This window comes from Mesorhizobium sp. GW821-FHT07A06 (assembly GCF_059419085.1).
The window spans coordinates 1-24,220 of the sequence record NZ_JBWKRC010000019.1 but is presented as its reverse complement, the minus strand read 5'-3'; the positions used below and the strand labels follow the sequence as shown (position 1 = coordinate 24,220).

The window sequence follows — 24,220 nt, the reverse complement described above, 5'->3', positions numbered from 1 at the left end:
GGAGACTCTGACATGATCACGCGACGCGAAGCTCTGCTCGGTGCAGCGATTGGCGCTGCCACCGTGGCAGCACTGCCGGCATTTTCGGCAACTGTGACAAAGGCAGACATTCAGGGTCTCGCCCGAGAGAAGATCAAGCTTGTGGCGCCGCCTTTCGTGCATCCGCACGAGCAGGTCGCCAAGGGCGGACCGAAAATCGTCGAGTTCACCATGACGATCGAGGAAAAGCCTGTCGTCATCGATGCCGACGGCACAAAGCTCAATGCGATGACCTACGATGGGTCGATCCCCGGGCCGCTGATGGTGGTGCATCAGGACGATTATCTCGAGCTGACGCTGATCAATCCGGACACCAACTCACTTGCCCACAACATCGACTTCCATGCCGCCACCGGCGCACTGGGCGGCGGCGCGCTGACCTTGATCAATCCGGGCGAACAGGTGACCTTGCGCTTCAAGGCGACGCGAACCGGAACATTTGTCTATCACTGCGCGCCAGGTGGCCCGATGATCCCATGGCATGTCGTCTCCGGCATGAATGGCGCAATCATGGTGCTGCCGCGCCACGGCTTGAGGAACGACAAGGGCGAGCCGGTAAAATACGACAAGATCTTCTATATCGGCGAGAGCGACTTCTATATCCCGCGCGATGAGAAGGGCAACTTCAAGAGCTACGAATCGGCCGGTGACGGCTACGATGACATCGTCAAGGTGATGCGCGGACTGATCCCGACGCATGTCGTGTTCAACGGCAAGGTCGGCTCCTTGACCGGCGACAACGCCATGACGGCGAAAGTCGGAGAAACCGTCTTGATCGTCCACTCACAGGCCAACCGCGATACCCGGCCGCACCTGATCGGCGGCCACGGCGATTATGTCTGGGAACAGGGCAAATTCGCCAATCCGCCGGCCAAGGATCTGGAGACATGGTTCATCCGTGGCGGTTCTGCGGGTTCGGCGCTCTACACCTTCCTGCAGCCAGGGGTTTACGCATACGTCAACCACAATCTGATCGAGGCCGTGGAACTCGGGGCGACCGCTCACTTCAAGGTCGAGGGCGAATGGAATGACGACCTGATGACGCAGGTCGAGGCGCCCAAACCCATCGCCACCAACTGAACGTCACTCCTATTTGCCCGGACAGTGACGCTGTCCGGGCTTGGAGAAAAGACATGTCCCCTCTCATGCTCAAGCTCGTACCGATCGCCATGGTGACCGCGGCTGTGACGGCGGGGCTCTCGATGCAGGCGGCCCGTGGTCATCGACAGTCCCACGCCGTTGCGATGACGGTTATCCTGCCTGGCGGCTCGATCACGTACCCAATGCCGGGCGAGTTCCTGAAGGACGGACACCCGCAAGCCAATCCCAAGGTTGATCGGCAAATCAGCGCCCCACTCGACATCATGGCCAACCAAGTCAGCGCCGCTGACTACACGGATTGTGTGTCGGCGGGTGCCTGTCGGCCGGCGCAGGAGACCCGGTCAATCCCGCGTGACGCACCTGCGACAGGGGTGAGTTATCTCGACGCCGTCGCCTACGCCCAATGGTATTCCGATGTGACCGGCAGCCAATGGCGGCTGCCTTCCGACGAAGAGTGGGCCTTTGCCGCGGCGGAGCGGTTTGCAGGAGAATTCGAGGGCGTCGAAAACGACGCCAACAATCCCGCTAGGCGGTGGCTCACCGGCTACCAGGCCGAGGTCGACCTCAATCGCAAACCGGATCCGTTACCCAGGAGCCGCGGCTCTTTTGGCTTCAATTCCCTGGGCCTCGCCGACTTTTCGGGCAACGTCTGGGAATGGACTTCGACCTGCTATGTCCGCACGACGCTGGCCGACCAAGGAGGCGGTGTTGCGAGTTCGGTCGACAATTGCGGCGTCCACGTTCTTGAAGGCCTCCACAGAGCTTATATGTCGAACTTCGTCAGCGACGGCAAAAGCGGCGGCTGTGCCGTTGGCACGCCTCCTGACAATCTGGGTTTCAGGCTGGTGCGGGACCATACGGAATGGGTGAACCGTATCCTCGGCTACTTCGGCATTGCCTGACAGATCGGAAGCGGCTCCTGCGGTCGCGTCTTCGACGGCCGCCCGCTCTCCCGCCTCACCGCGCCTTTGGCGTCATCAACGCGAGTCCGTGGACGAGGACGAAGCCGGCGAATGCCGCCACCCATGCCGTGCCAGCCATGTCGATCGCCACGTCAGAAGGGACGAAGGCGGCCAGGATTCTCAATGATCCCGCGAGCAGGACGGTCACGAAGATGAACGAGGCACCTTTCCCAGCCTTGAGCTCTCGCCCGGTATGCCCGAGCGTCGCGCGGGTCATCACGGCAAGCGTCATCGAGCCCACCGCACCTGTTCCGAGCGCATGCAGTCCCGCCGCCGCCGGCACGGCATCGGGAAACAAGATCGATGCCGAGATCAGGGCAAGCCCAACCGGCACGAAGGCATAGGCAAGATGCAGAACAAGCACCAGCGGATCCCGCAATGTACGCTCGCCAGCCCAGCGTGATAGCCGCCACGCCTGGCAAATGGCGGCGACGGCGATAAGCAGTGCTGAGGAGGTCTTGTCTGGGACCAATGTCCATGTTCCTAGCGCAACGGCTGAAACGGCTATGGATGCGATGTCAAAACGGTCGAACGGTGCCGGCAGCCTGCCAGGATTTTCGCGCACGAGCCAGTTGCGTGTGAAGCTCGGAATGATGCGCCCGCCGATCAGCGAGATGAGCATGATTGCAGCAGCCATGCCGAGCCGGCGGCTGATGTCGGATGCGCCTTCAAGGTGCGCTTCGATGTGGAACGCACCGTTGGCACAAGCCAGGACCGCAAGCGGCAGCAGCACCTTGAGGTTGCGCCAGTTGCGCCCCGCGACGATTTCGCGTGTCGCCGCCGCAGCGACCGCCAGCAGAAAAGAGCCATCGACCACGGCGGCTGTTTGCCAACCGATATCCGCCGAGAAGAAGACGGCGGCGCGGCCGGCAAGCCACAGGACAACCAGCGCCAGCAGCGGCAGGCCTTGCACGGGCAGCCGGCCGGTCCAGTTGGGAATGGCGGTCAGCAGGAACCCGGTAATGATCGCCGGCAGATAGCCGAACAACATTTCGTGGATGTGCCAGTCGACCGGGACAAACGCACTGTGGCCATCGAGCGCGCCGGCATACATCGGTAGCCAGAGCAGAATGGAGAGCGCGGCATACAGCGAACCGAGGAAGAAGAAAGGCCTGAACCCGTAGGATAGAACCGCGGGTCCGGTGTAGGCCCGCAGGCGTGGAGTCCCCATGATCTGTATCTCCAATGAACAGGGCCGGATGAACCGCCGCCCTCGGTCCGTCCGGCCCTTTCCCGCCTCACTTATGGCAGGCAGGCTGTACGATGCTTCAGTTGGCCGGAACCTGGGTGAACAGGTCGGCGAACACCGTCTTTGCCTTGCCAGGATGCTTGACCGCCTTGGCCGTATCGAGATTGACCGGCTTGCCGACAACGATCAGCGCGACCATGCCCATGCCGTAGTGGGGCGCGCATTTCACACCGTAGACGCCCTCCTTCGTCAGCGTGACGGTGATTTCCTCACTGGGCTTTCCCTTGAAAGGCTCAGCGCCGTCCGGAATCATGTCCTTGATCGACTCGGCATTATGCGTCTTGTCGGTCGGCACGAACTTCACGGTGTCGCCAGGAGCGGCCTTGACGAAGGCCGGCTGGAAAACCATTGCACCTTTTTCGCCCTTGTTGAGCATTTGCACCACATGCTCTTCGGCGCTTGCGCCGCCGGCGAGCGCCAGGATGGAGACTGCGGCGGCGAGGATGGAGAGTTTCATCGGTTTATCCTTGTTTCGTCTTCGCGGCATTGCGCCGTTCCATGCCATTTAGCCTGATGCGACTGGGAACAATTTGCGCTGGCGCAAACTCGGGATAAGAAAGGGCTGCCGCACGATTGATGCGGAAGGGGCCGTGAGGGATCCGCTTGGCTGCGCTGGACCGATCGCTGATTTCTCGACTGCCGCTCTTCCAGGGGCTGACACCCGACGAGCAGAGCGAGATCCTGCGAAACGCACGGTCGTCCCGCTATGCCAAGGACTCTGCGATCTTCGAGCAGGAGGCCGAGGCCCATTCCTTCTTCGTTCTGATCGCCGGGCACATACGGGTGATCCGCACCACGCCGGACGGACAGCAGGTCATCGCCAGATACATCAGCGAAGGCGAGATCTTTGGCGTCGCCGCGGCGCTGGGGCGGACGACCTACCCCGCCAGCGCCATCGCGGCGGTGGATTGCGTGGTGCTGGCTTGGCCCAATGCTCATTGGCCGGAGTTGGCGCGACGATTCCCGGCCTTTGGGGCAAGCACCTACAGGACGGTGGGAACCAGGCTGCAGGAGGCCCAGACGCGCGTGGTGGAGATGTCCACGGAACAGGTGGAGCAGCGGGTCGCGCATGCCTTGTTGCGATTGGCAAACCAGACCGGCCGAAAGACCGACAGCGGCCTCGAGATCGATTTCCCGATATCGAGGCAGGACATTGCCGAAATGACGGGGACGACGCTGCACACCGTCAGCCGGCTGCTCAGCAAGTGGGAGGAGAACGGAATAGTCATCAGCGGGCGCCAGAAAGTCACCGTCAAGGATGCGCATCGCCTCGTGGTTCTGGCCGAGAACCGGGACAAGGACTGACCGTCATCGTTCTCCTCGAATGGTCAATTCGAGTTCGATCAGAAAGTCGCCCTCATCGACCCGATGTTCCCTGCACGCCTCGGTAACTGTATGGAAAGTGCCGATCGGACAGCCGACGCAGAGCATCTTGTGTCTCAGCACCACAGCCACCGTTGCCGGCCATTTTCTCATGATTTCGTCGACGACCATGTCCGGGTTGATTGAACTGCGCTGCTTCACGATGACGTCTCCGCGATTTGCGAAGCCCCTTCATAAATCTCCTTAGGACCGCCCTCGTTGCGCTTTCGCAACTTCATAGGAATTGGTTCTGAACCATCTCGGGACCGCCAGATGGCGGTGCCAACGACGGCACCGATACCGGCGGCCAGCGCCATTGCCAGCGCGCACCAGAAGGCGACGCGAACAGTTGCCCTCAGCACATTGGGGCCGCCGGCTTTGGCCCCAATGGCGCCAGCACGGCCAGGAACAGGAGCGAGGCGACAGACACCGTTGCGGCGAGCATGCGGCCGGTGAAACAAGCACCATCGCCAATGGCATGGCCGCTCCAACCGAAAATGCAGCCGCCGAGGCCAGAGCCGCCTGGATCGGCCGCGCCGTCGTCATCTCCGACATGCCGAGTTCGTCGCGCGCGTGGGCGATGCCGTCATTGGCGCCGAGTACGGCGGCGCGCAGCCAGCCAATGCGGGATATGAGATGGTTTTCCGTATGCAGGCGGCTCACGCGAACGCCCAATGCTTCAGGATGCGGGTGCTGGAATGGCCGGCATGCTCGTTGGCAACGGTCATAGACAGCTACCTCGCTAGGAGCACCTCCCTACCTCGCGGCTTATGCGAGATTCCTGATTTAGGACAAATCAATTTGCTGCCTACCCTGAAGCTTCACGGCTTCTCGCAGCTTGAGCTCGGCTGACAGCCAGTTGTCAGCTTGGTCGTGGGATATTGCCTCCGAGGCGGACCAGATGGACCGCCTTGCGAGATTTCAACGTGGAAATACAATTCGATGAAACAGATTGCGCTATCGCTTTTCGTGATCGCTGCCTCCGGCGCCTATGTCTGGGATCAGGCCGGCAGGAATCCGGCAAACGATATGCTTGGGGAAGCGCTGCCGGCCGATGCAGCCGAAGCGCCTTCCGTGCAACCGAAAGAGCCCGCATCCGCTGCGGCTTTGCCGGTGCTCCGCACCTCGCCGGCGCCCCTCGATCCCCGGCTCAGAACAAGGTTCCCGATTGCCCGCGAAACGACGGCTGGCATAGCCGTGCCCGCCAAACGGCCAAATGATCCAGTCAAACAGACAGTGGTTCCAGTGGCACCACAGCCGTCGCCAGCGCCGCCGGCGCAGCCAGTGGCGCCGGCTGTCACCGATCCTGCGTCGTCAACGCCTTCATTCGCCGTAACGCCCGCCATCTACATACCAGTCCCGCAGCCGAGGCCGGCATATCCGAATGCACCAGCGCGTGTCGTCCGGGTGGGCATGAAGCTCGCCGCACATGGCTATGCCGATGGCGTCTACACCGGCCCCACGGCAGATGCCTACTACGGCATCATCCAGATCCAGGCCCTCGTACAGGGCGGACAGCTTACGGCGCTGAAAGTGCTGAAATACCCTTCCGATCGCCGCACCTCGGTCAACATCAACAGGCAGGCGCTGCCCATGCTGCGCGACGAAGCGATCAGCGCCCAGAGTGCCGATGTCGACATTATCTCGGGCGCGACGCTGACCAGCAGGGCCTTCATCCAGTCGCTGCGCGGCGCGCTGAAGAAAGCGTCGTCCTAGGTCCATGCGTGAAACGCGTATTTTGATGGGAATGCCCGTTACGGTCGACATCGGCGACGCGTCGAGCGGTGAGCTGATCGAGACGGTCTTCGGCTATTTCGAGCATATCGACCGGCGCTTCAGCACATACCGGACCGACAGCGAAATCACGGCCATCAACCGCGGCGACGTTCCGGTCGTCGACTGGAGCGGCGAGATGACCGAAGTGTTTGCTCTCGCGCGGCAGACGAAAGACGAGACGGACGGATACTTCGACATTCGCAAGCCCGACGGGTCGCTCGATCCTTCCGGTATCGTCAAGGGCTGGGCCATCCGCAACGCGGCAGCCATCATTCAGCGGGCCGGCATCAGCGATTTCTTCATTGAGGCGGGAGGCGACGTCCAGTCCTGCGGCAAGAATGCTTCGGGTCATGACTGGAGTGTCGGCATCCGCAACCCCTTCAACGCGGACGAGATCGTAAAGATCGTCTATCCCCGCGGTCGCGGCGTCGCAACCTCCGGCACCTATGTCCGCGGTCAACACATCTACAATCCGCACGGAATTGGCATTCCGATCCAGGACATCGTCAGCCTGACCGTGATCGGCGCCGATGTGCTCGAAGCCGATCGTTTCGCCACAGCGGCCTTCGCCATGGGGCGGGACGGCATTCTCTTCATCGAGCAGACGCCCGGCCTGGAGGGCTATCTCGTCGCCGCCAATGGCCGCGCCACGCCGACAACCGGGTTCGGAGCCTTTTGCTTGCCATGATCAAGACCATCGACCGATTTCTCGATCACCTGACCATGTACAGGCTGGTCCTCTACTATCTGATGACACTGGTCGGCGCGGCGTTCGTGCTCGGCTTCGTCAAGCTGGTGCCACATGATCCGATTGCGCTTGCCTTCACCACGGCGCTTGCGCTGGCCGCCTGCTGGATCACCAACAAGGTCTTTACGCATGTGTTCAAAGTCCCGGCCAACAACGAGTCCGTCTACATCACCGCACTCATCCTGGCGCTTATCCTCGATCCGGTTGCGGTCACGGACATCAAGGGGATCGCGGCGGTGGCGTTCGCGTCTGTCTGGGCGATTTCATCCAAATTCATTCTCGCCGTCGGACGGAAGCACCTTTTCAACCCGGCTGCTTTGGGTGTGGCGCTGTCCGCGCTGCTGCTCGACCAACCAGCCACCTGGTGGATCGGCGGCAATCTGCCGTTGCTTCCGCTCGTCCTCATCGGTGGCATGCTCATTGTTCGCAAACTGCGCCGGCTTGATCTTGTCTCGACCTTCGTTGTCGTGGCACTGGCAACCATTCTGGCAACCAGCGACCCGTCGCAATACTGGACCGCGCTTACGGAGACACTGGGTTCGTCGCCTGTATTGTTCTTTGCCTTCGTGATGCTGACAGAGCCGCTTACCGCGCCGACGATGCGTTGGCCGCGTATCGCCTTTGCCGCCATCGTCGGCTTTCTGTTTGCGCCCAACATCCATGTCGGCTCGTTCTATTTCACCCCGGAACTGGCGCTGCTCGCCGGCAACCTGTTCGCCTATGCGGCGGGTCCCAAGGGGCGCTTCGTGCTGACCTTGGAACGCATCGAGCAATCGGCCCACGACAGCTTTGACTTCGTCTTCCGCTCGCCCCGCAAGCTCGCCTTCGAGGCCGGCCAGTATCTCGAATGGACGCTTGGCCTCGATCGTGCAGACAATCGCGGCAACCGCCGCTATTTCACTGTCGCCTCGGCGCCGACGGAGGAAACAGTCCGCCTCGGCGTCAAGTTCTATCCGCGATCAAGTGCCTTCAAGCGCGAATTGCTGACCATGAAGCCAGGCAGCACGATCCATGCCGCGCAACTGGCCGGCAATTTCACGCTGCCCGCCCGGCGCGAAACCAAGATCGCGTTCCTGGCCGGAGGCATCGGCATCACGCCGTTCCGCTCGATGCTGCAATATCTGCTCGACCGCAAGGAGCGGCGACCGATCGTCATTCTCTATGGAACCGAAGGCCAGCAGGATATCGCTTATCGCGACGTGCTTGGCGCGGCCAGGCAGGAACTTGGCATCAAGACGATCCACGCTGTGGCGCGCGGCGGCGAGCGCGGGCAATATCCCGGATACATAGACGAGCGCCTGATACGTCTGGCCATACCCGACTACCTCGAGCGCACCTTCTACATTTCCGGCCCGCAGGCGATGGTCAAGGCGCTGCGCCAGAAGCTGCTGGCCATGGGCGTTCGCCGCTCGAAGATAAAGGTCGACTATTTTCCAGGTTTTGCCTGAAGCACGCTCAACCGTGTCGCGGCAAGGCAATGGTCACGACCAGGCCCGGATCGGCGTTGGCCATGGCAAGGCGTCCGCCGTAAGCTTCGACGATGTCGGAAACGATTGCCAGGCCAAGGCCGCTGCTGCCGCCCTTGCTGTCGAGTTGGACGCCGCGCGACAAGGCGGATTCGCGATCGGCATCTGGTATACCTGGGCCATCGTCGGCGACGGTAACGATCACCTCGGCAGTCGTGGCGGATGCATCGACACGGACTAACGACTTTGCGTAGCGCGCAGCGTTTTCGATTAGATTGCCGAGGATCTCTGACAAGTCACCCTCGTCAATTGGCGCCGCCAGTTCTGCCGCGACGTCCATATTGAATGAAAGCTGCTTGCCGCTTGGCGTCCGTTTGACGACGGCAATGATACCAGTCGCAACGTCCGAGACCCGGCAGGATGCCTTGCCAGAGACGCCTGGCGCGAGTCGGGCGCGCGCGAGCTCCCGCTCGACATGGCGCCGGATCGCCCCAGCGCTCTTCTCAATCTCGTTGGCCAGTTCCGTCTCGCCTTTCTTTCGCAAAGCGCGGATGTCCGCCGACAGCACTTGCAGAGGCGTCTTGAGACCGTGCGCCAGATCGGTGGCGCGCGACCGGGCGCGCGCCAGTGCCCTCTCCTGGGCGTCGAGAAGACGATTGATTTCGTCCGCGAGCGGCTGCACCTCGCTTGGTGCGGTCACCTCGAGGCGTGCAGTTCGCTGAGCAATCACGCTTCCGACGGCGGCCCGCAAGGTCTCCAGAGGCGCTAGACCAACGGTGATCTGAATGAAGAAGGCAGCCATGAGCGCAATGGCGAGCAAGATCAGGGCAGGCGCCAGGTCGCGGACATACCCGTCGACGGATTCTTTCACGGTTTGGTGGTCTTCGGCCACGATGGCCCGAAACGAGCGGCCGCTGGCGTCGATGATGGTGCGCTCGACGGCGATGGTGAGTTCCCCTTGCGGCCCTTTGAATTCCTTGATCTCTCTGAGCACGCCAGCAGTTGCGCGCTCAGGCAGGACAAGTGTCGCATCCCACAACGAACGCGACCGGACCAGGCTGCCCGAGCCGGTATCCAGTACTTGCCAGTAGTGACCGGAAAAGGGGATGGCGAAACGCGGGTCAGCCAAGCCCGCCTGGACCGAAAGCCGGCCATCGGCGGTGAAACTGGTCGCTCCGATAAGGTCGTTCAGGTCGACGGTCAGCTCACTGACGACGCGCCGCTCGACATTCAGTTCGAATAGATAGCGCAGTCCGATACCGGCGATGGCAAGAGCAACCAGGATCGAGATCGTTGCCGCCAACCAGAGCCTGAAGCGGATCGAGTTGCCCATCAGCGGGAATCGTCAGGTATCAAATACCCGAATCCGCGGCGCGTTTCGATGATGTCGCCTCCGAGCTTCCGTCGCAACCGCGCGACTATGACCTCGATCGTGTTCGGATCGCGGTCGTTGCCTGAATCGTACAAGTGCTCGGCAAGCTCGGTAGGCGCCACGACCCTTCCGGCGTGGTGCATCAGAAACGCCAGCAGCCGGTATTCCAGAGGCGAAAGAGAAATAGGAATGCCACGGAGCGAGATGCGCATCTGGCGCGTGTCCAGGAGCAAAGGACCAGACTTCAGCACGGGTGCTGCCTGTCCCGCCGAGCGACGCAGGATTGCCCGTAACCGGGCGAGCAGTTCTTCCATTTCAAAAGGCTTGGGAAGATAGTCGTCGGCACCGGAATTGATGCCGTCGACGCGTTCGGTCCACATGCCTCTTGCGGTCAGGATGAGAACCGGAAACCTGCGCTCATTGGCCCGCCAACGCTTCAAGACCGTCAGACCATCGAGCTTGGGCAATCCGAGATCCAGAATCGCGGCGTCATAATTCTCGACATCGCCTGCGAACCAGGCAGCTTCACCATCCTTCACGATATCGACCGCCATTCCGGACGCCTTGAGGGCGGTCGCGATATCGGCGGCGATACGGGGCTCGTCTTCGGCCAAGAGGATCTTCATCAGTCGCCCTCCCCGTCGCGCATGATCACACCGGCGCCGGCGTCGACGTCGACGGTCTTTCGCCGGCCATCGGCACCGACGACCTGAAACCGGTAGACCCATCTGTCGGCCTTGCGGATGAGATCGACCGCAACAACATCGCCGGGAGCTTTGGCGCGGACAACGTCCAGTATATTGGCAAGGCCCTTGATTTCGCCGCGCTCGTACAAATCCCGCGCCCGGTCATGGTCGCCGTCATCGTCCTCGTCGGCACGGACAGCGAGAGGCATTGCCAGGACAAGTCCCGCGAGACCCAGCACCGCCAAACGCTTCCATTGTCTTTTCATCGGCAGGCATGTCGCACGTTGCAGCTTTCAATTTGCTGTCAGTTATCCTCAGCCTACAGCAAGCAAAGGGTTCATATCAGGGCATTATCGCGTCCAATCATGGCCGCGCTGAGAAGGATACGAGACCATGCGCAATTCCATGCTTATCCTTGCGGCACTTGCAAGCCTCACGATCTTTGTCCTGCCGGCGGCCGCTGAATCGGACGAAGGATTTTGTGGGGCGCCATCGTCTGTTGCCCCGTCAGGCCCGATCGACCTGCAGGCCATCCCCATGCTGGACGCCTCCACCCCGAAAGCCATCAAGGGTGGCGGCGATGCATGCGACGACCAACAGGGCGATGAAGCCGACGACAACGACTAGGTCTTCCCTTCGCTGTGCATGGCCCACCACGGCACATGACGCTTGCCAATGTCGTGGGCCACGGCTCGCTGCAAAGCCGGCAAATTATCTAAAGTCCCCTGCCAATTTCTGGAGAGTTTCGTGATCCCCATTCAACATATCCACCCCATGCTTGTTCATTTTCCCATTGTTCTGATCTACCTGCTCGTGGCTATCGACCTTGTGGCGCTCGTTGGCGGCAGCGCCGTCACCAGGAGATCGGGAGCCGGCACGATCTCTACTTTTGTGGCCCTGGCTGCCGGAATGTTCGCTATGGGGACCTGGTTCTTCGGAGGTCTTGCGCTGGATCATGCCGAAGCGGCCGGATTCAGCAGCGATGTCGCGGAGATCCATGAAAGCCTGGGAGGGATCACAGCCTTTGCTTTTCTGATCTGGGGAATCGTGCGGCTCGCGCTTTGGCTGCGGAACCGTGACATGCGGGTTGTAACGATCGCCATTCCTCTGATCGAAGTTTGCGGAGCATTTCTGGTCACTGCGACGGCCTACTATGGTGGACTGCTTGTCTACGAACTTGGCGTGAACGTCGCCAAGGCCGCGATCACTGGTTGACCGGTTCGCGCCCCGTAATTCACGGCTCCAGCTTTGGACCATTTGCCTCGACGGAAAAATGATTCAGATCAAGGCGCTTCGTGCGGGTGAAATCTAAGAAGCCGGAGGTTGGAAAACTCGGGAGAGCGAACATGCAAGCCGAAGCCATCATGAGCAAGCCAGTCGTCGGCATAGACCCGTCCGCATCGATCGCCGAGGCTGCCGGGTTGATGCTTTCCAAAAAGGTCAGCGGCCTCCCCGTCATTCGCAACGACGGCAGGCTGGTGGGGATCGTCAGCGAGGGCGATTTCCTGCGCCGGGGAGAACTGGGCACGGAGCGCAAGCGCTCGCGGTGGCTGGAGTTTCTCGTCAGCCCTGGGAAGGCCGCCGACGAATATGTCCGCGCCAATGGCCGACGGGTTGAGGAGGTGATGTCGCAAGATGTCGTCACGGCATCCCCTGCGGCATCGCTCGCGAAAATCGTCGAGCTCATGACGCGTCACCATGTTAAACGCATTCCGGTCATCGACGGCGGGAAAGTCGTGGGCATCGTCACCCGCTCTGATCTTCTGCGGGCATTGCTCGGCGTCCTTCCGGATGGCGCCGCTACGGTCATCGATGACGAACAGATCCGCCACAACATCGCCGCCGAGCTTGCGAGGCGGAAATGGGCCGGCAACGATTTGATCAACGTAATGGTGGACGAGGGCGTGGTGACGCTGAGCGGCGCCATTTTCGACGAACGCGAGCGCCAGGCAGCGATAGTCGCCGCCGAAAACGTCGCCGGTGTCAATGTTGTCAAGGATAATCTCTTCTGCGCCGATCCTGTGTCGGTCGTCCTTGTTTCGTAGCTAGGGCAATCCTAGCCAGATTGCCGGTACACGACATTGATCGAAGCCAGGTGCCTTTGGCTGAGTGAGTTGCCAGTCCTCGCCCAAGGCTTCGCCGCGCTTTAGGTCGCGACCAGGGGTATCAACGGTCGAAGCAGTAACAGGGCAAAGGCAATAAGCGCCGCGCCCACAACTCTTTCTACCGTTGTTTTGCCTCCGCTGAGGCGCCGACCCAGCAAAAGCCACACCGATCCGGTGGCGGCTGTCATCACCAGGAGCGCAATCCAGAACATCCCCAGCGCGCGCGGTTCGGTGTTCATCGGCACGATAGCCAGGCAATAAATGAAGGCCTTCGGATTGAGAGCACTGGTCGCCGCAACAGAAATGGCGTCGCCATTTTTGGAAACGTTGATCCGTGCGCTGATTATCAGACTCAGGCCAAGAACCACTAGCCATCCGGCTGCTGCCAGCCTGAGTATTTGAATGGCGTCGGGCGACGCGAAGGGACGCAGCGAAAACCAGCATGCGGATGCGATCCCGTATCCGCATGCCTGAGCGGCCAAGAGCTTGACCGCTTTCTCTCGCTTGACCGACCCCGCCATCAAAAGAGCGTTGGTTGGTCCTGGCGCGACAAAGAGCAGGAATGCTTCCAGAAAAAATAGCGTGTCCAAACTGCCCGGTCCCGTGGAATGCAAACCTATCAACTGCAAAACTTGGTTTGCGTTGACTCTCGTCAAATCACGGACAGCACGACATCGTCCAGGCTGAGTACTCGAATGGCTACCGTTGGCCGGCCGCGTGCTGCAGTCGAGCGATCAGGTCGCCATTGCGGCAATAGTCTGGCGGGTTATCCGCTTGCTGGTGTTCATCGAGCCAGACCGAGCATTCGCCCTGATGCCCGCAGGAACGGCAGCGATCCACGGCCCGGCTGGTGACGGCAGCATGGTCGGCTACGACTTTCAATTGTCTATCGACGCCGAGCTTCCGCATCATGCGGTCCATCAAGGTGGTTCTGGCGTCGACTGAAATCAGGTAATCGAGAAAGGTCATGGTGGTCACTCCTGCCTACTGGCCATCATTGGCATGTTGGCGGCAGGCGGCGTTGATCTCGATCAACAGGCGATCAGCTGACACGCACTAAACCGAAGCGGCGAGGCGGTCGAGAAAAGGCCGTTGACCGACAACCAGCTTGTCTCTGGCCAGTGCCAAATCGAGCCATTCACCACGGTCGACCTCGGCAAACGATTGTACCCGGCCGCTTCGTGGCGGCCATTCCATCTCAAACAGGTTGCTGCGCAACGTCGCCGTATCGAAGTCGCCTTCGAACGCGAATGCCGTGATGAGTTTGCCTCCTCGCTGGCGCAACTCACCCAGAGTGAGCAGGGCTCCGTTGGGCTCCCAGCCTGTCTCTTCCGTGAATTCGCGCCGTGCCGCTGCCTCGGGCAGCTCGCTTTCGTCATGCTCGCCTTTGGCAATCGACCAGGCGCCAAGATCGCGTCTTTGCCAGAACGGGCCGCCTGGATGGACAAGCAGCACCTGCAGGTCGTTATTCGATCTGCGGTAGGGCAGGATGCCCGCACTCCTTTTGATCATCGCCGTAAACCACCCTCGGGCAGCATATTCATTGCGCCAGGGCTGAACGCGACATGGCCTTCCCGTCGATGCCCTGCCCTGCCCCGTGCCGGCGCGAGAAGCGGCTGCCATGCGAGAAGAACCAGCGTTTGGTTGCTTCTGAAACGACAATGTAAAGCCCGGTGATCGCGACGAGTCCGGCAAGTGCCCGAAATGGCAGCGGCACAAAACCGAACCATCCCGCAAAGGGGACATAGGGCAAGACAATCGCGACAATCGCCACAGCAAGTGTAAGCCAGACAAGCAACGGGCTTGGACGGCTCGCCCAGAACGCTTTGTGCGTGCGCACGATGAGCACAATCGCCAGCTGGGTCATCAGAGACTCGACGAACCAGCCGGTCTGGAAGGCTGCAGGTCCCGCGTGCGCAACAAGTAACAGGAAGGCAAAGGTCGCGAAATCGAACAGTGAACTGACCAATCCAAAACTGACCATGAATCGCCGCACGAACCCGATATCCCAGCGGCCGGGTCGCCGCATCTGCTCGGCATCGACATTGTCCGTAGCAATCGCAAGTGAGGGTATGCTGGAAAGCAAGTTGTTGAGCAGGATCTGCGTTGCCAGCAGCGGCAGGAAAGGCAGAAAAAGCGAGGCGACGGCCATGCTGATCATGTTGCCAAAGTTGGCGCTGGTGGTGATGGAAATGTACTTCATCGTGTTGGCGAAGGTCTTGCGGCCATCGTCGACGCCGCGCACCAGCACGCCCAGATCCTGTTTGAGTAGGATGATATCAGCCGCCTCGCGCGCCACATCGACAGCGCTGTCGACAGAGATGCCGATGTCGGCCTCATGGAGGGCTGGGGCGTCATTGATACCATCGCCGAGATAGCCAACGACATGGCCCCTGCTCCGCAAGGCCTGAACGATGCGCTCCTTCTGGTTGGGGTCGATCTCGACGAAGAGATCGGTGTGCTGCACGCCCGCGAAGAGCGCACTCTTCGTCAATTTCGACAGATCCTCGCCGGTCATGATCCTGTCAGCGCACAAGCCGATCGCCTGCGCGAGATGCGCGGCAACGTAGCGGTTGTCACCCGAAATGACCTTTACCGCGATGCCGCGGTGGGCGAGCTCGGCAAGCGTCTCCTTGACGCCCTCCTTTGGCGGGTCGAGGAAAAGCAGGAAGCCCGCGAAGGCGAGATCGATCTCGTCTTTCCTGCTGAACGTTTTCTGGCTCTCAAACCGACGGATTGCCAGGCCCAGAACGCGGTAGCCGTCCGCGCTCCAGCGTCGGAATTTTTCGTCGATTGCCGCACGGTACATTTCATTGAGGGGTTCCAGCCCCTTGGCCGTTCGGACGAAGCTGCAGGTTTCGAGGACATTTTGTACGGCGCCTTTGGTAATCAGAAGGTCCTGGGCGTCCTTGGTCCGCACGACAACGGATAGTCGCTTGCGAATGAAATCATAGGGGATTTCGTCGACTTTCGTGAAGGCCGCCAATGATGCGCCCTCGCCCGGCGCGCCGGCGATTGCTTCGTCCAGCGGGTTCTTCAGTCCTGTCTGCAGGGTCGCGTTGAGACGTGCCCAGAGCAGAATGTCGGTTGACGGACTGCCATCAACATCGAGCCATCCATCCAGGTGGATAACGCCTTCCGTCAGCGTCCCCGTCTTGTCGGTGCACAGCAGATCCATGCTGCCCAGATTCTCGATGGCATCGAGACGGCGCACGATGACCCCATTGGCGGCCATGGCGCGGGCGCCCCTGGCTAGCGTCACGCTGATGATGGCCGGAAGGAGTTCGGGCGTAAGGCCTACGGCGAGTGCCAGCGAGAACAGCAACGATTCAATCAGAGGTCGATGGAGCATCAGATTGGCGAAGAACACCATGATGACAATCGCCAGCATGATTTCGGTCATCAGATAGCCGAACTGTCTTATGCCCCGGGCAAATCCCGTTTCCGGGATCTTCCGCTCCAGTGCCGCGGCGATCGATGCGAATTCCGTGCGGGCGCCGGTCGCCGCCGCAAGCATGGTTGCGGTACCGCTGCGAACCGAAGTGCCCGTGAAAACGGCATTGCTGCGCTGTGCTACGGAAGCCTCGGGCACCGACCGCCCCGGGGCCTTCACGGCGGGAAAGGTTTCACCGGTCAGCACGGCCTCGCTGACATTGAAATCGCGCGCATCCAGAATGATACCGTCGGCAGGGATGAGATTTCCGGCCGAAAGCCGGATCACGTCGCCCGGCACAATATCCTCGGCGGCGACCGAGCACTCGGCGCCGTCACGCAACACTATTGCCTTGCGCGAAATACGCTCTTTCAGTGCTTCGGTCGCCCGCGACGCGCCATACTCCTGGGTGAAGCTAAGGATGCAGCTTGCCAGCACGATCGCGCCGATGATCGCAGCTTCCTGGCCCTCTCCCACGAAGGCCGATACGCTGGCCGCGAAAATAAGGATCAGCACCAGCGGGCTGCGGAACTGGCGGGCAAAAACTGCCAGGGTCGACGCGCTTGACGTCGACGCCAGTGAGTTTCGACCGAATTTTGCGAGCCTCGATGCCGCCTCGGAAGCAGCCAGGCCCGAGGCAGACGTCTCAAGGCGTCGCAGGAGGTCATTGGTCTCGATCGACCAATAGGCACCGTCCTCCGGTGAGACGGATCGCTGGCCGGCGTCGCCTATCATCAGTACGACATGAAGCGATTGATGCCGCTCTCTTCGATCAGCGTGCGGGTAACGCCGCCGAACGCCCATTCCCGCAAGCGGCTATGGCCATAAGCGCCAGAGACGATCATGTCGGCATGGATCGAGCGTGCGAATGTCGGCAACCGGTCGCCGTCGGCCTCGCCGGCGAGCAGTTCGGTTCGCGCCTTGATGCCATGGTGTTCGAGAAAGACCGCGACATCGGCGAGGCTGTCACGAATGCCGTCGTCGCGGTCGGTGTCAATCGTGACAATCACGACTTCGCTGGCTTTTGCCAGGAAAGGCAAAGCGTCAGCCATCGCCCGCCGTGCCTCCCTGGTGTCCTTCCACGCCACCAGAACAGTTCTTGCAAGGACGTGCTCGACGTTGGTTGCGGCGACCAGAACCGGACGCCCGGCACCCAGTGTCAGGCTGCCGACATCCACGGCGCGAAACACATTGTCACCTGCCTGGCCGGTAACGATCAGATCGGCCGTTCTGGCCGAAACGCTGAGGAACCGGGTCGGGCTGCAAACAGCTTGGCCCCATTCGCTAGAGATCGACGCGGGAACCAGCCTCTCGAACTCGGCACGCAGTTCGGCAAGCCGCTTTTCTATCTCCGTCCGCTGGATCTGCATGATCTCGCCTTCGTAGACCATGCCTTCGCCGGTCGCGACCAGGGGCGGAACATCCGCGGCCGCCAGGCCGACAAGACGGGCTCCGAACCGCTCCGCGAGCTCAACCCCCGCCTTTACAATAGGTGCGGGAGGCGCATCGATGGCGAGGTTGACGATGATTGACTTGTAAGACATTGCGGACGCCTTTCGCTGAATGCTGGAATGCGTGATGAATTGCATTCGTCCGCGTCTAATGCCTTGATGCGCGTCAAAGACCGCCAATTGCATCCGCCAACTGCATCTGGGCTCGAAGTCGGCGGCTCGATCCGTTTTGCGCGTGCGGCGAGAAGTGATAGTTAGCCTTGGCAGCACCGTCTCGAACCCAGGAACCTCAGGTGATCAAAGACGAAGCGCTCAGTCTGTCGCCCGGGGGAACGACACTGAAATCACTGTTGTCGCAGATGTTCGATCAGGCCCCGGGCTTTATAGCACTCCTGCGCGAGCCGGGTCACATTTTCGAGCTGACCAATGCCGCCTACCAAAGGCTGATCGGCCACAGGCAAGTGGTTGGAAAGTCGGTGCGCGACGCCTTTCCCGAGCTTGAAGGCAATGAGTTTTTCGAACATCTCGACCATGTGCACACGACCGGCGAGCCCTATGTCGGCCACGGGGTGAAGGTTGGGCTTCGCAACACAGCCGGCGGGCCGGTCGAGGAGCGCATCCTTGATTTCGTCTATCAGCCGGTCAAGGCCGACGACGGCCGTATCACCGCGATCTTCATTCAAGGCACGGATGTCAGCGACCTGTCCTTTGCAAACGCAGCACTTCGGCTGCGTGAGGACCATTTGCGATCGATCCTGGCAACAGTGCCGGACGCGATGGTCGTCATCGACGAACAGGGTGGGATTCAATCCTTCAGCACCGCTGCCGAAACGCTGTTCGGCTACCAGTCAAGCGAAGTCATTGGTCAAAACGTGAAAATGCTGATGCCCTCGCCCTACCGCGACGAGCATGATGCCTATCTGCTTCGCTACCTGACGACGGGAGAGCGCCGGATCATCGGGCTCGGCCGCACTGTTACCGGGGCCCGCAAGGATGGATCGACTTTTCCGATGGAGCTTTCCGTCGGCGAGATGCATCCGGGTACCGGGCGTTTCTTTACCGGCTTCTGCCGCGACCTGACCGAGCGCCACCGGGCGGAGGCAAGAATCCAGGAGCAGCAGCAGGAGCTCCTCCACATGGCGCGCTTTACAGCACTTGGCGAAATGGCCTCGACGCTTGCCCATGAGATCAACCAGCCGCTGACGGCGATCACGAACTACCTCAAAGGCAGTCGTCGACTGCTTGAGAAAAGCCAGGACGAGAATGCGCCCATGCTTCGAGATGCCGTCGAAAAGGCAGCCGAGCAGGCATTGCGGGCAGGCGACGTTATCCGTCACCTGAGGGATTTTGTCGCCAGGGGCGAAAGCGAGCGCCAGGTCGAACGGCTGCCGACGCTGATCGAGGAAGCCGCATCGCTGGCCTTGGTTGGCGCGAGAGAGATGAATCTTCTCGTCAGCTACAAACTTGACCCTGCCGCCGAACTGGTCTTGACCGACCGCATCCAGATTCAGCAGGTTCTGCTCAACCTGATGCGCAACGCGGTGGAGGCCATGCACGAAGCGCCGCGCCGCGAATTGAAAGTCACAACCATTGCCCGGGATGATGGGATGGCCGAGGTAAGCGTGATCGATACAGGCACGGGTCTTGCGCCGGAGGTTTCGGCCCAGCTCTTCCAGCCGTTTGTAACGACCAAGAAGCAAGGCATGGGTGTGGGCCTTTCCATTTGCCGCACCATCGTTGAATCGCACGGTGGCCATATATGGGCCGAGGTGATGCCAGCCGGCGGAACCGCGTTCCGCTTCACCTTGCGCATCGTAGAGAAGGAAGAGATCACAAATGGCCGACAGTGATCTGGTGCATGTGGTCGACGACGATGTCGACGTCCGCAAATCGCTCGGTTTTCTTCTGGCCACAGCAGACTTCGCTGTGCGCCTGCACGAATCGGCCACAGCTTTTCTGTCTACGGCGACCGGCAACATCGACGGCTGCATTGTCACCGACGTGCGCATGCCGGGCATAGACGGCATCGAGCTCCTGCGTCAGCTTAGGGCGAGCGGGCACAGGATTCCGGTTATTGTCATGACTGGTCATGCCGATGTGGCGCTCGCCGTGCAGGCAATGAAGGAAGGGGCCTCCGATTTCATCGAGAAGCCGTTCGACGACGAAATGCTGATCGAAGCGATCCGCTCCGCGCTGGCCAACCGCAACCAGGTCAATGCAGCGCATCCCCAGTCCGCGGAGATCCGCGGGCGTCTGTCGAACTTGTCGGAGCGCGAGCGGCAGGTGCTGGATGGACTTGTTTCGGGGCTGCCCAACAAGACGATCGCCTATGATCTGGGGATCAGCCCGCGCACGGTCGAAATCCACCGGGCCAATGTCATGAGCAAGATGGGCGCAAGCAGTCTGTCACATCTCGTGCGCATGGCGCTGATCGTGGAATCCCGCCCCTAGGGAGAACCTTCGAAAGGGTTGCCTGCTCTGGCCTGAACCTTCTCATCTTCCCACTCGCGCCAGTGGGTCGGATGGATGTCGACACGGACGCCGGTGGCGGCATTTTTCCAACCTTCGCGGCTCTTTATGCAGGGAAATACCAGCGCATGCGCCCCCTCCTCGTCGAAGACGGCGAGTTCAAGGCCGCGACCATACGGTGCGCTTAGGATAGGATTCCACATCGCATCAAAATCTTCGTAAACGGTGCGTTGCGCATTGATCTGCATCATTTTCTGGAATCGCCGGACAGGCATGCGCGTTGCCGCGGGTCGGACTGATGTGGCTAACAGTTCTTGCGGCGGACGCCATATCGTCATCGGTGCCGATCACCTGCACGGCGCGTACATCCCGTTCGATCGCGAACGCAGCGCTGATACCTGATCGGGCGCTCATCGCGACGGCTGCCTCTTCCTGAAATGCTTCATGACCTCACTCCGTCGACGGCCGGAGACCTTAAGGCCGGATGCCGTATCAGAATTTGATCGCCGTCAAACGCCGCGCGATTGCAGCACTTTGCGTCGGGCGCCGATTGATCGGGATCAAGGACCATGCTGCGCAAGCGCATATCATTCGGCGGCATAGGGAGAATCGCGATGCACTATATCAAGGTCGATGAAGCCCTGTGGGCGTCCAGCATGTTGCCGGAGGGTATCCTGGAGCGCTGGTTCATTACGAGCGGCGACACAATCAAGGCCGGAGAGCGCATAGCCGAAGTTCGCGTTGAAGACGCGCTGCACGAGATTGTCGCGCCTGCAAGTGGCCGCGCGACGATTGTCGCCACTGCGAACACCGTCATCGAACCCGGCTCGGTCCTGGCAACGCTGGAGTCCCAGCCCGCGTGAGGACGTCTCACCGGGTTGATCGCGCTCATTCCTCAACCATAGCCTCAAGGATGTATCAATATGCAGACCCAACATGCCGTTGCCTGGCTGGACCATCGCGAAGCCAAGGTGTTTTTCTTCAATCGTGAAGCGGCCGAGAGCCTTAGGCTTGCCACCACGCTTGCGCATCATCAGACCCACAACAAGGCAGGCACCGTCGACGGCAAGCGTGCACCGGAAAACCAGTCCTTCTACCAGGACATCGTCGCGGCGCTGCAGCCGGCGAAGGAATGGCTGATCGTTGGTCCAGGATCGGCAAAAGACGAGTTGGCAAGGCATATACGCGACCACCATTCCCACTTGAAGGATCGCATCATCGGCGTCGAGCCTGCCGATCATCCCACGGAGGCCCAGATCGTGGCGCATGCCCGGTCGTACTTCCGTGCAGCTGACAGGATGTTGCCATAGCTTGGTACGCGCCGGTTTGCTGGCGCGTTAACAGCCACCAGATCGACTGCCTCCATTGTGCAATGGAGGCATCAGGTTCGGTGGGCTGCCGCGCCCACGGCCCCGATCACGGTTGCTGCAAGGTGCTGATGTAAGCGATAATTGCGTCGATCTGGTCGGGGCTGGCGATCCACTCGGGCATGTCCGGGTGGCCAGTCGAAATCCCCTCAGCGAGGGCCTCCTCGAGATCGGTGATCGGATAGCGCTTTGACAAGGTCCGAAACGCCGGGGCGTCAAGATGACTGCTCTTGTCGGTTTTCCCAATGGCGTGGCAGCGGGCGCAATTGACTTCCACCAACGCCTTTCCATGATCCGTCAGGCTATCGGCCAGGGCTGGATGCACATGTCCGAGCAGCATCAGTGCAAGGACAGAAGCCGGCAGACGACGACCCCCGTAAAAGATGGTCATGTTTGACCTCCGCATTGCCGATCTACGCGACTGTCTTCGCCGCGGCGTCCTCGATCGCGGTTCTGGCTTCCTCACGGAGCCGCTTGGCAGTTTCCGAAGTGAGCCTGGAGGTCAGTGTGGCGACCTTACCGGCTTCGCTGACATATTGCGATGTCGCATTCTGCAGGAAAGCAGCAAAGATGTCGAAAGCGTCATTGAACTCCGGACCGGTGATGAGATCGTCGGCCAGCTTGACGTCCTGTTCGCAACGATGCTTCAGAAATGCCATCGTTTCGACGCTATAGCGCATCATCGCCTTGAAGGCGTGTACTTGAAGAGACGCGACAGCAAGGAAGAACTTCTGGCCATTTTCCGCAATCGGCACCAATTGTGTGCCGAATGCGGAGGGTTCGGGCTGGGTGTGCATTATCGACTACTCCGTTCTGAATCTCCACAGCGCGACGTTGACGCCATTCGTCGTCGTGTCCTTGATCAGGATCAACCCTATGGCCTTGCGGACTGTAGGAGCGTGCCGGTACCAACCGGTTTCGTTGCGCGTTTGACCCGCATCAAGGTGCCTCCCTCCATTTGATGGCCAACTCGCGTCAACCCCAGATGGAACGACGCGATGGCTTTCAAGACGATTATGGTTCAACTGGACGTGGACGCGATCGCGGCGCCGCGCATCGCGATGGCATGGAATCTTGCTCAACGGCAAGATGCTGATTTGATCGGCTTTTGTGCCGCCGAGCCGCATTTCGCCCTGCCAGCCGGCACTGATGACCAGGCCGCGACCAAGGCGTTGTGGTGCCAGGTGGAGGAGATAGAAGGTCGCCTCGACTGCCTGAGAGAGGAATTCCTGAGCATAGTCAACGGCAGCAATCGTGCCTCGTGGCGCGGAGAAATAGGCAATCCCACACGCCAACTTGCGCTCAATGCGCGGGCGGCCGACTTGATCCTCACTGGCTCGCCGACGGCCGATCTGGTGGCCGACCGTCATCGTGTGGTGGATCCGGCAAGCCTCATCCTTGCGGCTGGCCGTCCGATACTCGTGGCATCGGACCCATTGGCGTCGATCAAGGCCGAAAGCATCCTGATCGCGTGGAATGACACGCGGGAAGCGCGACGTGCCGTCGTCGACGCCATGCCTTTCCTGATCACCGCCAGGGAGGTCGTGATCGCCACCGTGGACAATGGGGATACGAGGCCTAGGGAAAATGCAGCGGATGTCGAACGCTTTTTGACGCGCCACGGGGTGAAAGCGCGATCGGAAATCTTGGATGCGCGCCGCTCCGAACCGGCGGAAATCCTGCTCCAGATCGGAAAGGATATTGCGGCCGATCTCATCGTTCTCGGTGGCTACGGTCATAGCCGGCTACTGGAGATGACCTTTGGCGGCGTGACGCGTTCCGTACTGCGCGGCGGATCATTGCATCGGTTCATATCGAACTGAGTAAGGTGGAGCCTCGGAGTCGTGATTTTGACATGAATCAAGGTCGTCCCTTCCCACAAAGGGTTACGTCCAACCATTGCCAAGTTCGGTGTCGCTGATGCCCGCAGCGCAACCGCGAGCAACAAGGAAATTCGGACATGAACTACCAGCGGTTCTTCGAAGAAGCGATCGACCAGCTCCATGCGGAGCGTCGCTATCGCGTCTTCGCCGATCTCGAGCGTATCGCGGGCAAGTTTCCGCGCGCCATCTGGCGCTCCAACGGCCGCGCCGAGGAAATCACCGTCTGGTGCTCCAACGACTATCTCGGCATGGGCCAGCACGCGGATGTCATCGCCGCCTTCCAGAACGCGGCCGGCAAGATGGGTTCGGGAGCCGGCGGCACCCGCAACATCTCCGGTACCTCCAACCCGCTGGTCGAGCTCGAGCAGGAACTCGCCGACCTGCACGGCAAGGAGGCCGCGCTGGTCTTTACCTCCGGCTTCGTCTCCAACGAAGCTTCGATCTCGACCATTGCCCGGCTTTTGCCCAACTGCCTGATCATCTCGGACGAGTTGAACCACGCCTCGATGATCGAGGGCGTGCGGCGCTCGGGCGCGGAAAAGAAGATCTTCCGCCACAATGACGTCGCGCATCTGGAAAGCCTGCTGCAGGCCGCGGGGCGCGAGCGGGCCAAGCTGATCGTCTTCGAAAGCGTCTATTCGATGGACGGCGACATCGCGCCGATCCGGGAGATCGTCGACCTCGCCGAGCGCTACAACGCCATGACCTATATCGACGAGGTCCATGCCGTGGGCATGTACGGACCCCGCGG

29 protein-coding genes and 1 pseudogene are annotated in these 24,220 nt (G+C 60.8%); 15 read left to right on the top strand and 15 right to left on the bottom strand.

The features are described 5' to 3' along the window. Nucleotides 1-12: 12 nt before the first annotated feature. Both nirK and AC07SZ_RS34135 read left to right on the top strand, forming a co-directional pair. Nucleotides 13-1,119 (top strand): copper-containing nitrite reductase, encoded by a 1,107-nt coding sequence (nirK, locus tag AC07SZ_RS34140; protein ID WP_494917738.1) that lies wholly within the window; start codon nt 13-15, stop codon nt 1,117-1,119. Nucleotides 1,120-1,172: 53 nt separating this feature from the next. Next, nucleotides 1,173-2,042 (top strand): SUMF1/EgtB/PvdO family nonheme iron enzyme, encoded by an 870-nt coding sequence (locus AC07SZ_RS34135; RefSeq protein WP_494917737.1) that lies wholly within the window; start codon nt 1,173-1,175, stop codon nt 2,040-2,042. A 55-nt stretch (nt 2,043-2,097) separates the two neighbouring features. On the opposite strand, the gene AC07SZ_RS34130 is transcribed toward AC07SZ_RS34135, so the two are convergent. Then, on the bottom strand, nt 2,098-3,273 hold the full coding sequence (locus AC07SZ_RS34130) for an NnrS family protein (protein ID WP_494917736.1): 1,176 nt from the start codon (nt 3,271-3,273) through the stop codon (nt 2,098-2,100). Between the two features lie 97 nt (nt 3,274-3,370). After that, entirely contained in the window at nt 3,371-3,808 is a 438-nt protein-coding gene (locus AC07SZ_RS34125) for a pseudoazurin (RefSeq protein ID WP_056570649.1), read from the bottom strand. 146 nt (nt 3,809-3,954) lie between these two features. Here AC07SZ_RS34125 and AC07SZ_RS34120 point away from each other — a divergent pair, with 146 nt between their 5' ends. After that, nucleotides 3,955-4,656: a Crp/Fnr family transcriptional regulator gene (locus AC07SZ_RS34120; RefSeq protein ID WP_494917735.1), complete on the top strand. Its 702-nt coding sequence runs from the start codon at nt 3,955-3,957 to the stop codon at nt 4,654-4,656. 3 nt (nt 4,657-4,659) lie between these two features. On the opposite strand, the gene AC07SZ_RS34115 is transcribed toward AC07SZ_RS34120, so the two are convergent. After that, nucleotides 4,660-4,875: a DUF1858 domain-containing protein gene (locus AC07SZ_RS34115; protein WP_056570645.1), complete on the bottom strand. Its 216-nt coding sequence runs from the start codon at nt 4,873-4,875 to the stop codon at nt 4,660-4,662. Nucleotides 4,876-4,985: 110 nt separating this feature from the next. Beyond that, nucleotides 4,986-5,376: pseudogene (locus AC07SZ_RS34110) on the bottom strand (VIT1/CCC1 transporter family protein); the annotation flags it as partial. Nucleotides 5,377-6,126: 750 nt separating this feature from the next. Between AC07SZ_RS34110 and AC07SZ_RS34105 the strand changes: the two are divergent. Genes AC07SZ_RS34105 through AC07SZ_RS34095 form a run of 3 tightly spaced genes read left to right on the top strand, consistent with a single transcriptional unit; the run spans nt 6,127 to nt 8,685 of the window. Continuing rightward, complete coding sequence (locus AC07SZ_RS34105) at nt 6,127-6,429, top strand: FMN-binding protein (RefSeq protein WP_244494052.1); 303 nt, start codon at nt 6,127-6,129, stop codon at nt 6,427-6,429. A gap of 25 nt (nt 6,430-6,454) precedes the next feature. Further along, the gene (locus AC07SZ_RS34100; RefSeq protein WP_494917734.1) at nt 6,455-7,177 is read left to right on the top strand and encodes an FAD:protein FMN transferase; all 723 of its coding nucleotides are present in this window, start codon (nt 6,455-6,457) and stop codon (nt 7,175-7,177) included. Then, complete coding sequence (locus AC07SZ_RS34095; RefSeq protein ID WP_494917733.1) at nt 7,174-8,685, top strand: RnfABCDGE type electron transport complex subunit D; 1,512 nt, start codon at nt 7,174-7,176, stop codon at nt 8,683-8,685. The genes AC07SZ_RS34100 and AC07SZ_RS34095 overlap by 4 nt, the downstream gene beginning before the upstream one ends. Nucleotides 8,686-8,692: 7 nt before the next feature. Here the strand turns inward: AC07SZ_RS34095 and AC07SZ_RS34090 are convergent, their stop codons facing one another. The 3 genes from AC07SZ_RS34090 to AC07SZ_RS34080 are packed head-to-tail and all read right to left on the bottom strand — an operon-like array spanning nt 8,693 to nt 10,970. Next, complete coding sequence (locus tag AC07SZ_RS34090) at nt 8,693-10,036, bottom strand: sensor histidine kinase (RefSeq protein WP_494917732.1); 1,344 nt, start codon at nt 10,034-10,036, stop codon at nt 8,693-8,695. Continuing rightward, on the bottom strand, nt 10,036-10,701 hold the full coding sequence (locus tag AC07SZ_RS34085; protein ID WP_494917731.1) for a response regulator transcription factor: 666 nt from the start codon (nt 10,699-10,701) through the stop codon (nt 10,036-10,038). The genes AC07SZ_RS34090 and AC07SZ_RS34085 overlap by 1 nt, the downstream gene beginning before the upstream one ends. Beyond that, nucleotides 10,701-10,970 (bottom strand): PepSY domain-containing protein, encoded by a 270-nt coding sequence (locus tag AC07SZ_RS34080; RefSeq protein WP_494917730.1) that lies wholly within the window; start codon nt 10,968-10,970, stop codon nt 10,701-10,703. Before AC07SZ_RS34080 ends, AC07SZ_RS34085 begins: the two co-directional genes overlap by 1 nt. A gap of 184 nt (nt 10,971-11,154) precedes the next feature. Between AC07SZ_RS34080 and AC07SZ_RS34075 the strand changes: the two genes are divergently transcribed. From AC07SZ_RS34075 to AC07SZ_RS34065, 3 genes are all read left to right on the top strand, one after another. After that, a complete protein-coding gene (locus AC07SZ_RS34075; RefSeq protein WP_494917729.1) occupies nt 11,155-11,388 on the top strand; it encodes a hypothetical protein in 234 nt (77 codons plus the stop codon). A 120-nt stretch (nt 11,389-11,508) separates the two neighbouring features. Further along, the gene (locus tag AC07SZ_RS34070; RefSeq protein ID WP_244494049.1) at nt 11,509-11,976 is read left to right on the top strand and encodes a DUF2231 domain-containing protein; all 468 of its coding nucleotides are present in this window, start codon (nt 11,509-11,511) and stop codon (nt 11,974-11,976) included. Nucleotides 11,977-12,107: 131 nt separating this feature from the next. Beyond that, nucleotides 12,108-12,806 carry a CBS domain-containing protein gene (locus AC07SZ_RS34065; RefSeq protein ID WP_056570625.1) on the top strand — a complete coding sequence of 233 codons (699 nt, stop codon included), beginning with the start codon at nt 12,108-12,110 and terminating at the stop codon, nt 12,804-12,806. A gap of 101 nt (nt 12,807-12,907) precedes the next feature. Here AC07SZ_RS34065 and AC07SZ_RS34060 read toward each other — a convergent pair whose 3' ends face one another. The 5 genes from AC07SZ_RS34060 to AC07SZ_RS34040 all read right to left on the bottom strand — a co-directional run bounded on the left by AC07SZ_RS34060 (nt 12,908) and on the right by AC07SZ_RS34040 (nt 17,843). Further along, nucleotides 12,908-13,456 carry a hypothetical protein gene (locus tag AC07SZ_RS34060; RefSeq protein ID WP_494917728.1) on the bottom strand — a complete coding sequence of 183 codons (549 nt, stop codon included), beginning with the start codon at nt 13,454-13,456 and terminating at the stop codon, nt 12,908-12,910. A 109-nt stretch (nt 13,457-13,565) separates the two neighbouring features. Continuing rightward, nucleotides 13,566-13,835: a DUF6455 family protein gene (locus tag AC07SZ_RS34055; RefSeq protein ID WP_494917727.1), complete on the bottom strand. Its 270-nt coding sequence runs from the start codon at nt 13,833-13,835 to the stop codon at nt 13,566-13,568. 87 nt (nt 13,836-13,922) lie between these two features. Next, nucleotides 13,923-14,378, bottom strand: a complete 456-nt coding sequence (locus AC07SZ_RS34050; protein ID WP_494917765.1) for an NUDIX hydrolase — start codon at nt 14,376-14,378, stop codon at nt 13,923-13,925. Nucleotides 14,379-14,406: 28 nt separating this feature from the next. Continuing rightward, nucleotides 14,407-17,034, bottom strand: a complete 2,628-nt coding sequence (mgtA, locus tag AC07SZ_RS34045) for a magnesium-translocating P-type ATPase (RefSeq protein WP_494917726.1) — start codon at nt 17,032-17,034, stop codon at nt 14,407-14,409. Next, nucleotides 17,034-17,843, bottom strand: coding sequence for a universal stress protein (locus AC07SZ_RS34040; RefSeq protein WP_056572002.1), 810 nt, complete (start codon nt 17,841-17,843; stop codon nt 17,034-17,036). Before AC07SZ_RS34040 ends, mgtA begins: the two co-directional genes overlap by 1 nt. Nucleotides 17,844-18,043: 200 nt before the next feature. Between AC07SZ_RS34040 and AC07SZ_RS34035 the strand changes: the two genes are divergently transcribed. Next, nucleotides 18,044-19,600, top strand: a complete 1,557-nt coding sequence (locus AC07SZ_RS34035) for a PAS domain S-box protein (RefSeq protein ID WP_056570618.1) — start codon at nt 18,044-18,046, stop codon at nt 19,598-19,600. Then, on the top strand, nt 19,587-20,201 hold the full coding sequence (gene fixJ, locus AC07SZ_RS34030) for a response regulator FixJ (RefSeq protein WP_056570616.1): 615 nt from the start codon (nt 19,587-19,589) through the stop codon (nt 20,199-20,201). The genes AC07SZ_RS34035 and fixJ overlap by 14 nt, the downstream gene beginning before the upstream one ends. Here fixJ and AC07SZ_RS34025 read toward each other — a convergent pair. Then, nucleotides 20,198-20,470: a hypothetical protein gene (locus AC07SZ_RS34025; RefSeq protein ID WP_320412011.1), complete on the bottom strand. Its 273-nt coding sequence runs from the start codon at nt 20,468-20,470 to the stop codon at nt 20,198-20,200. The two genes, fixJ and AC07SZ_RS34025, sit on opposite strands and share 4 nt — an antisense overlap. Before the next feature lie 318 nt (nt 20,471-20,788). On the opposite strand from AC07SZ_RS34025, the gene AC07SZ_RS34020 reads away from it, so the two are divergent. Then, nucleotides 20,789-21,082: a lipoyl domain-containing protein gene (locus AC07SZ_RS34020; RefSeq protein WP_494917725.1), complete on the top strand. Its 294-nt coding sequence runs from the start codon at nt 20,789-20,791 to the stop codon at nt 21,080-21,082. A gap of 60 nt (nt 21,083-21,142) precedes the next feature. Continuing rightward, nucleotides 21,143-21,529 (top strand): hypothetical protein, encoded by a 387-nt coding sequence (locus tag AC07SZ_RS34015; protein WP_056570614.1) that lies wholly within the window; start codon nt 21,143-21,145, stop codon nt 21,527-21,529. 106 nt (nt 21,530-21,635) lie between these two features. On the opposite strand, the gene AC07SZ_RS34010 is transcribed toward AC07SZ_RS34015, so the two are convergent. Then, complete coding sequence (locus tag AC07SZ_RS34010) at nt 21,636-21,926, bottom strand: c-type cytochrome (protein WP_494917764.1); 291 nt, start codon at nt 21,924-21,926, stop codon at nt 21,636-21,638. A 73-nt stretch (nt 21,927-21,999) separates the two neighbouring features. Further along, a complete protein-coding gene (locus AC07SZ_RS34005) occupies nt 22,000-22,383 on the bottom strand; it encodes a phasin family protein (RefSeq protein WP_494917724.1) in 384 nt (127 codons plus the stop codon). Between the two features lie 201 nt (nt 22,384-22,584). On the opposite strand from AC07SZ_RS34005, the gene AC07SZ_RS34000 reads away from it, so the two are divergent. Continuing rightward, nucleotides 22,585-23,409: a universal stress protein gene (locus AC07SZ_RS34000; RefSeq protein WP_494917723.1), complete on the top strand. Its 825-nt coding sequence runs from the start codon at nt 22,585-22,587 to the stop codon at nt 23,407-23,409. 137 nt (nt 23,410-23,546) lie between these two features. Beyond that, nucleotides 23,547-24,220: 5-aminolevulinate synthase (gene hemA, locus AC07SZ_RS33995; protein ID WP_494917722.1), on the top strand; the 674-nt coding region annotated here is incomplete at its 3' end.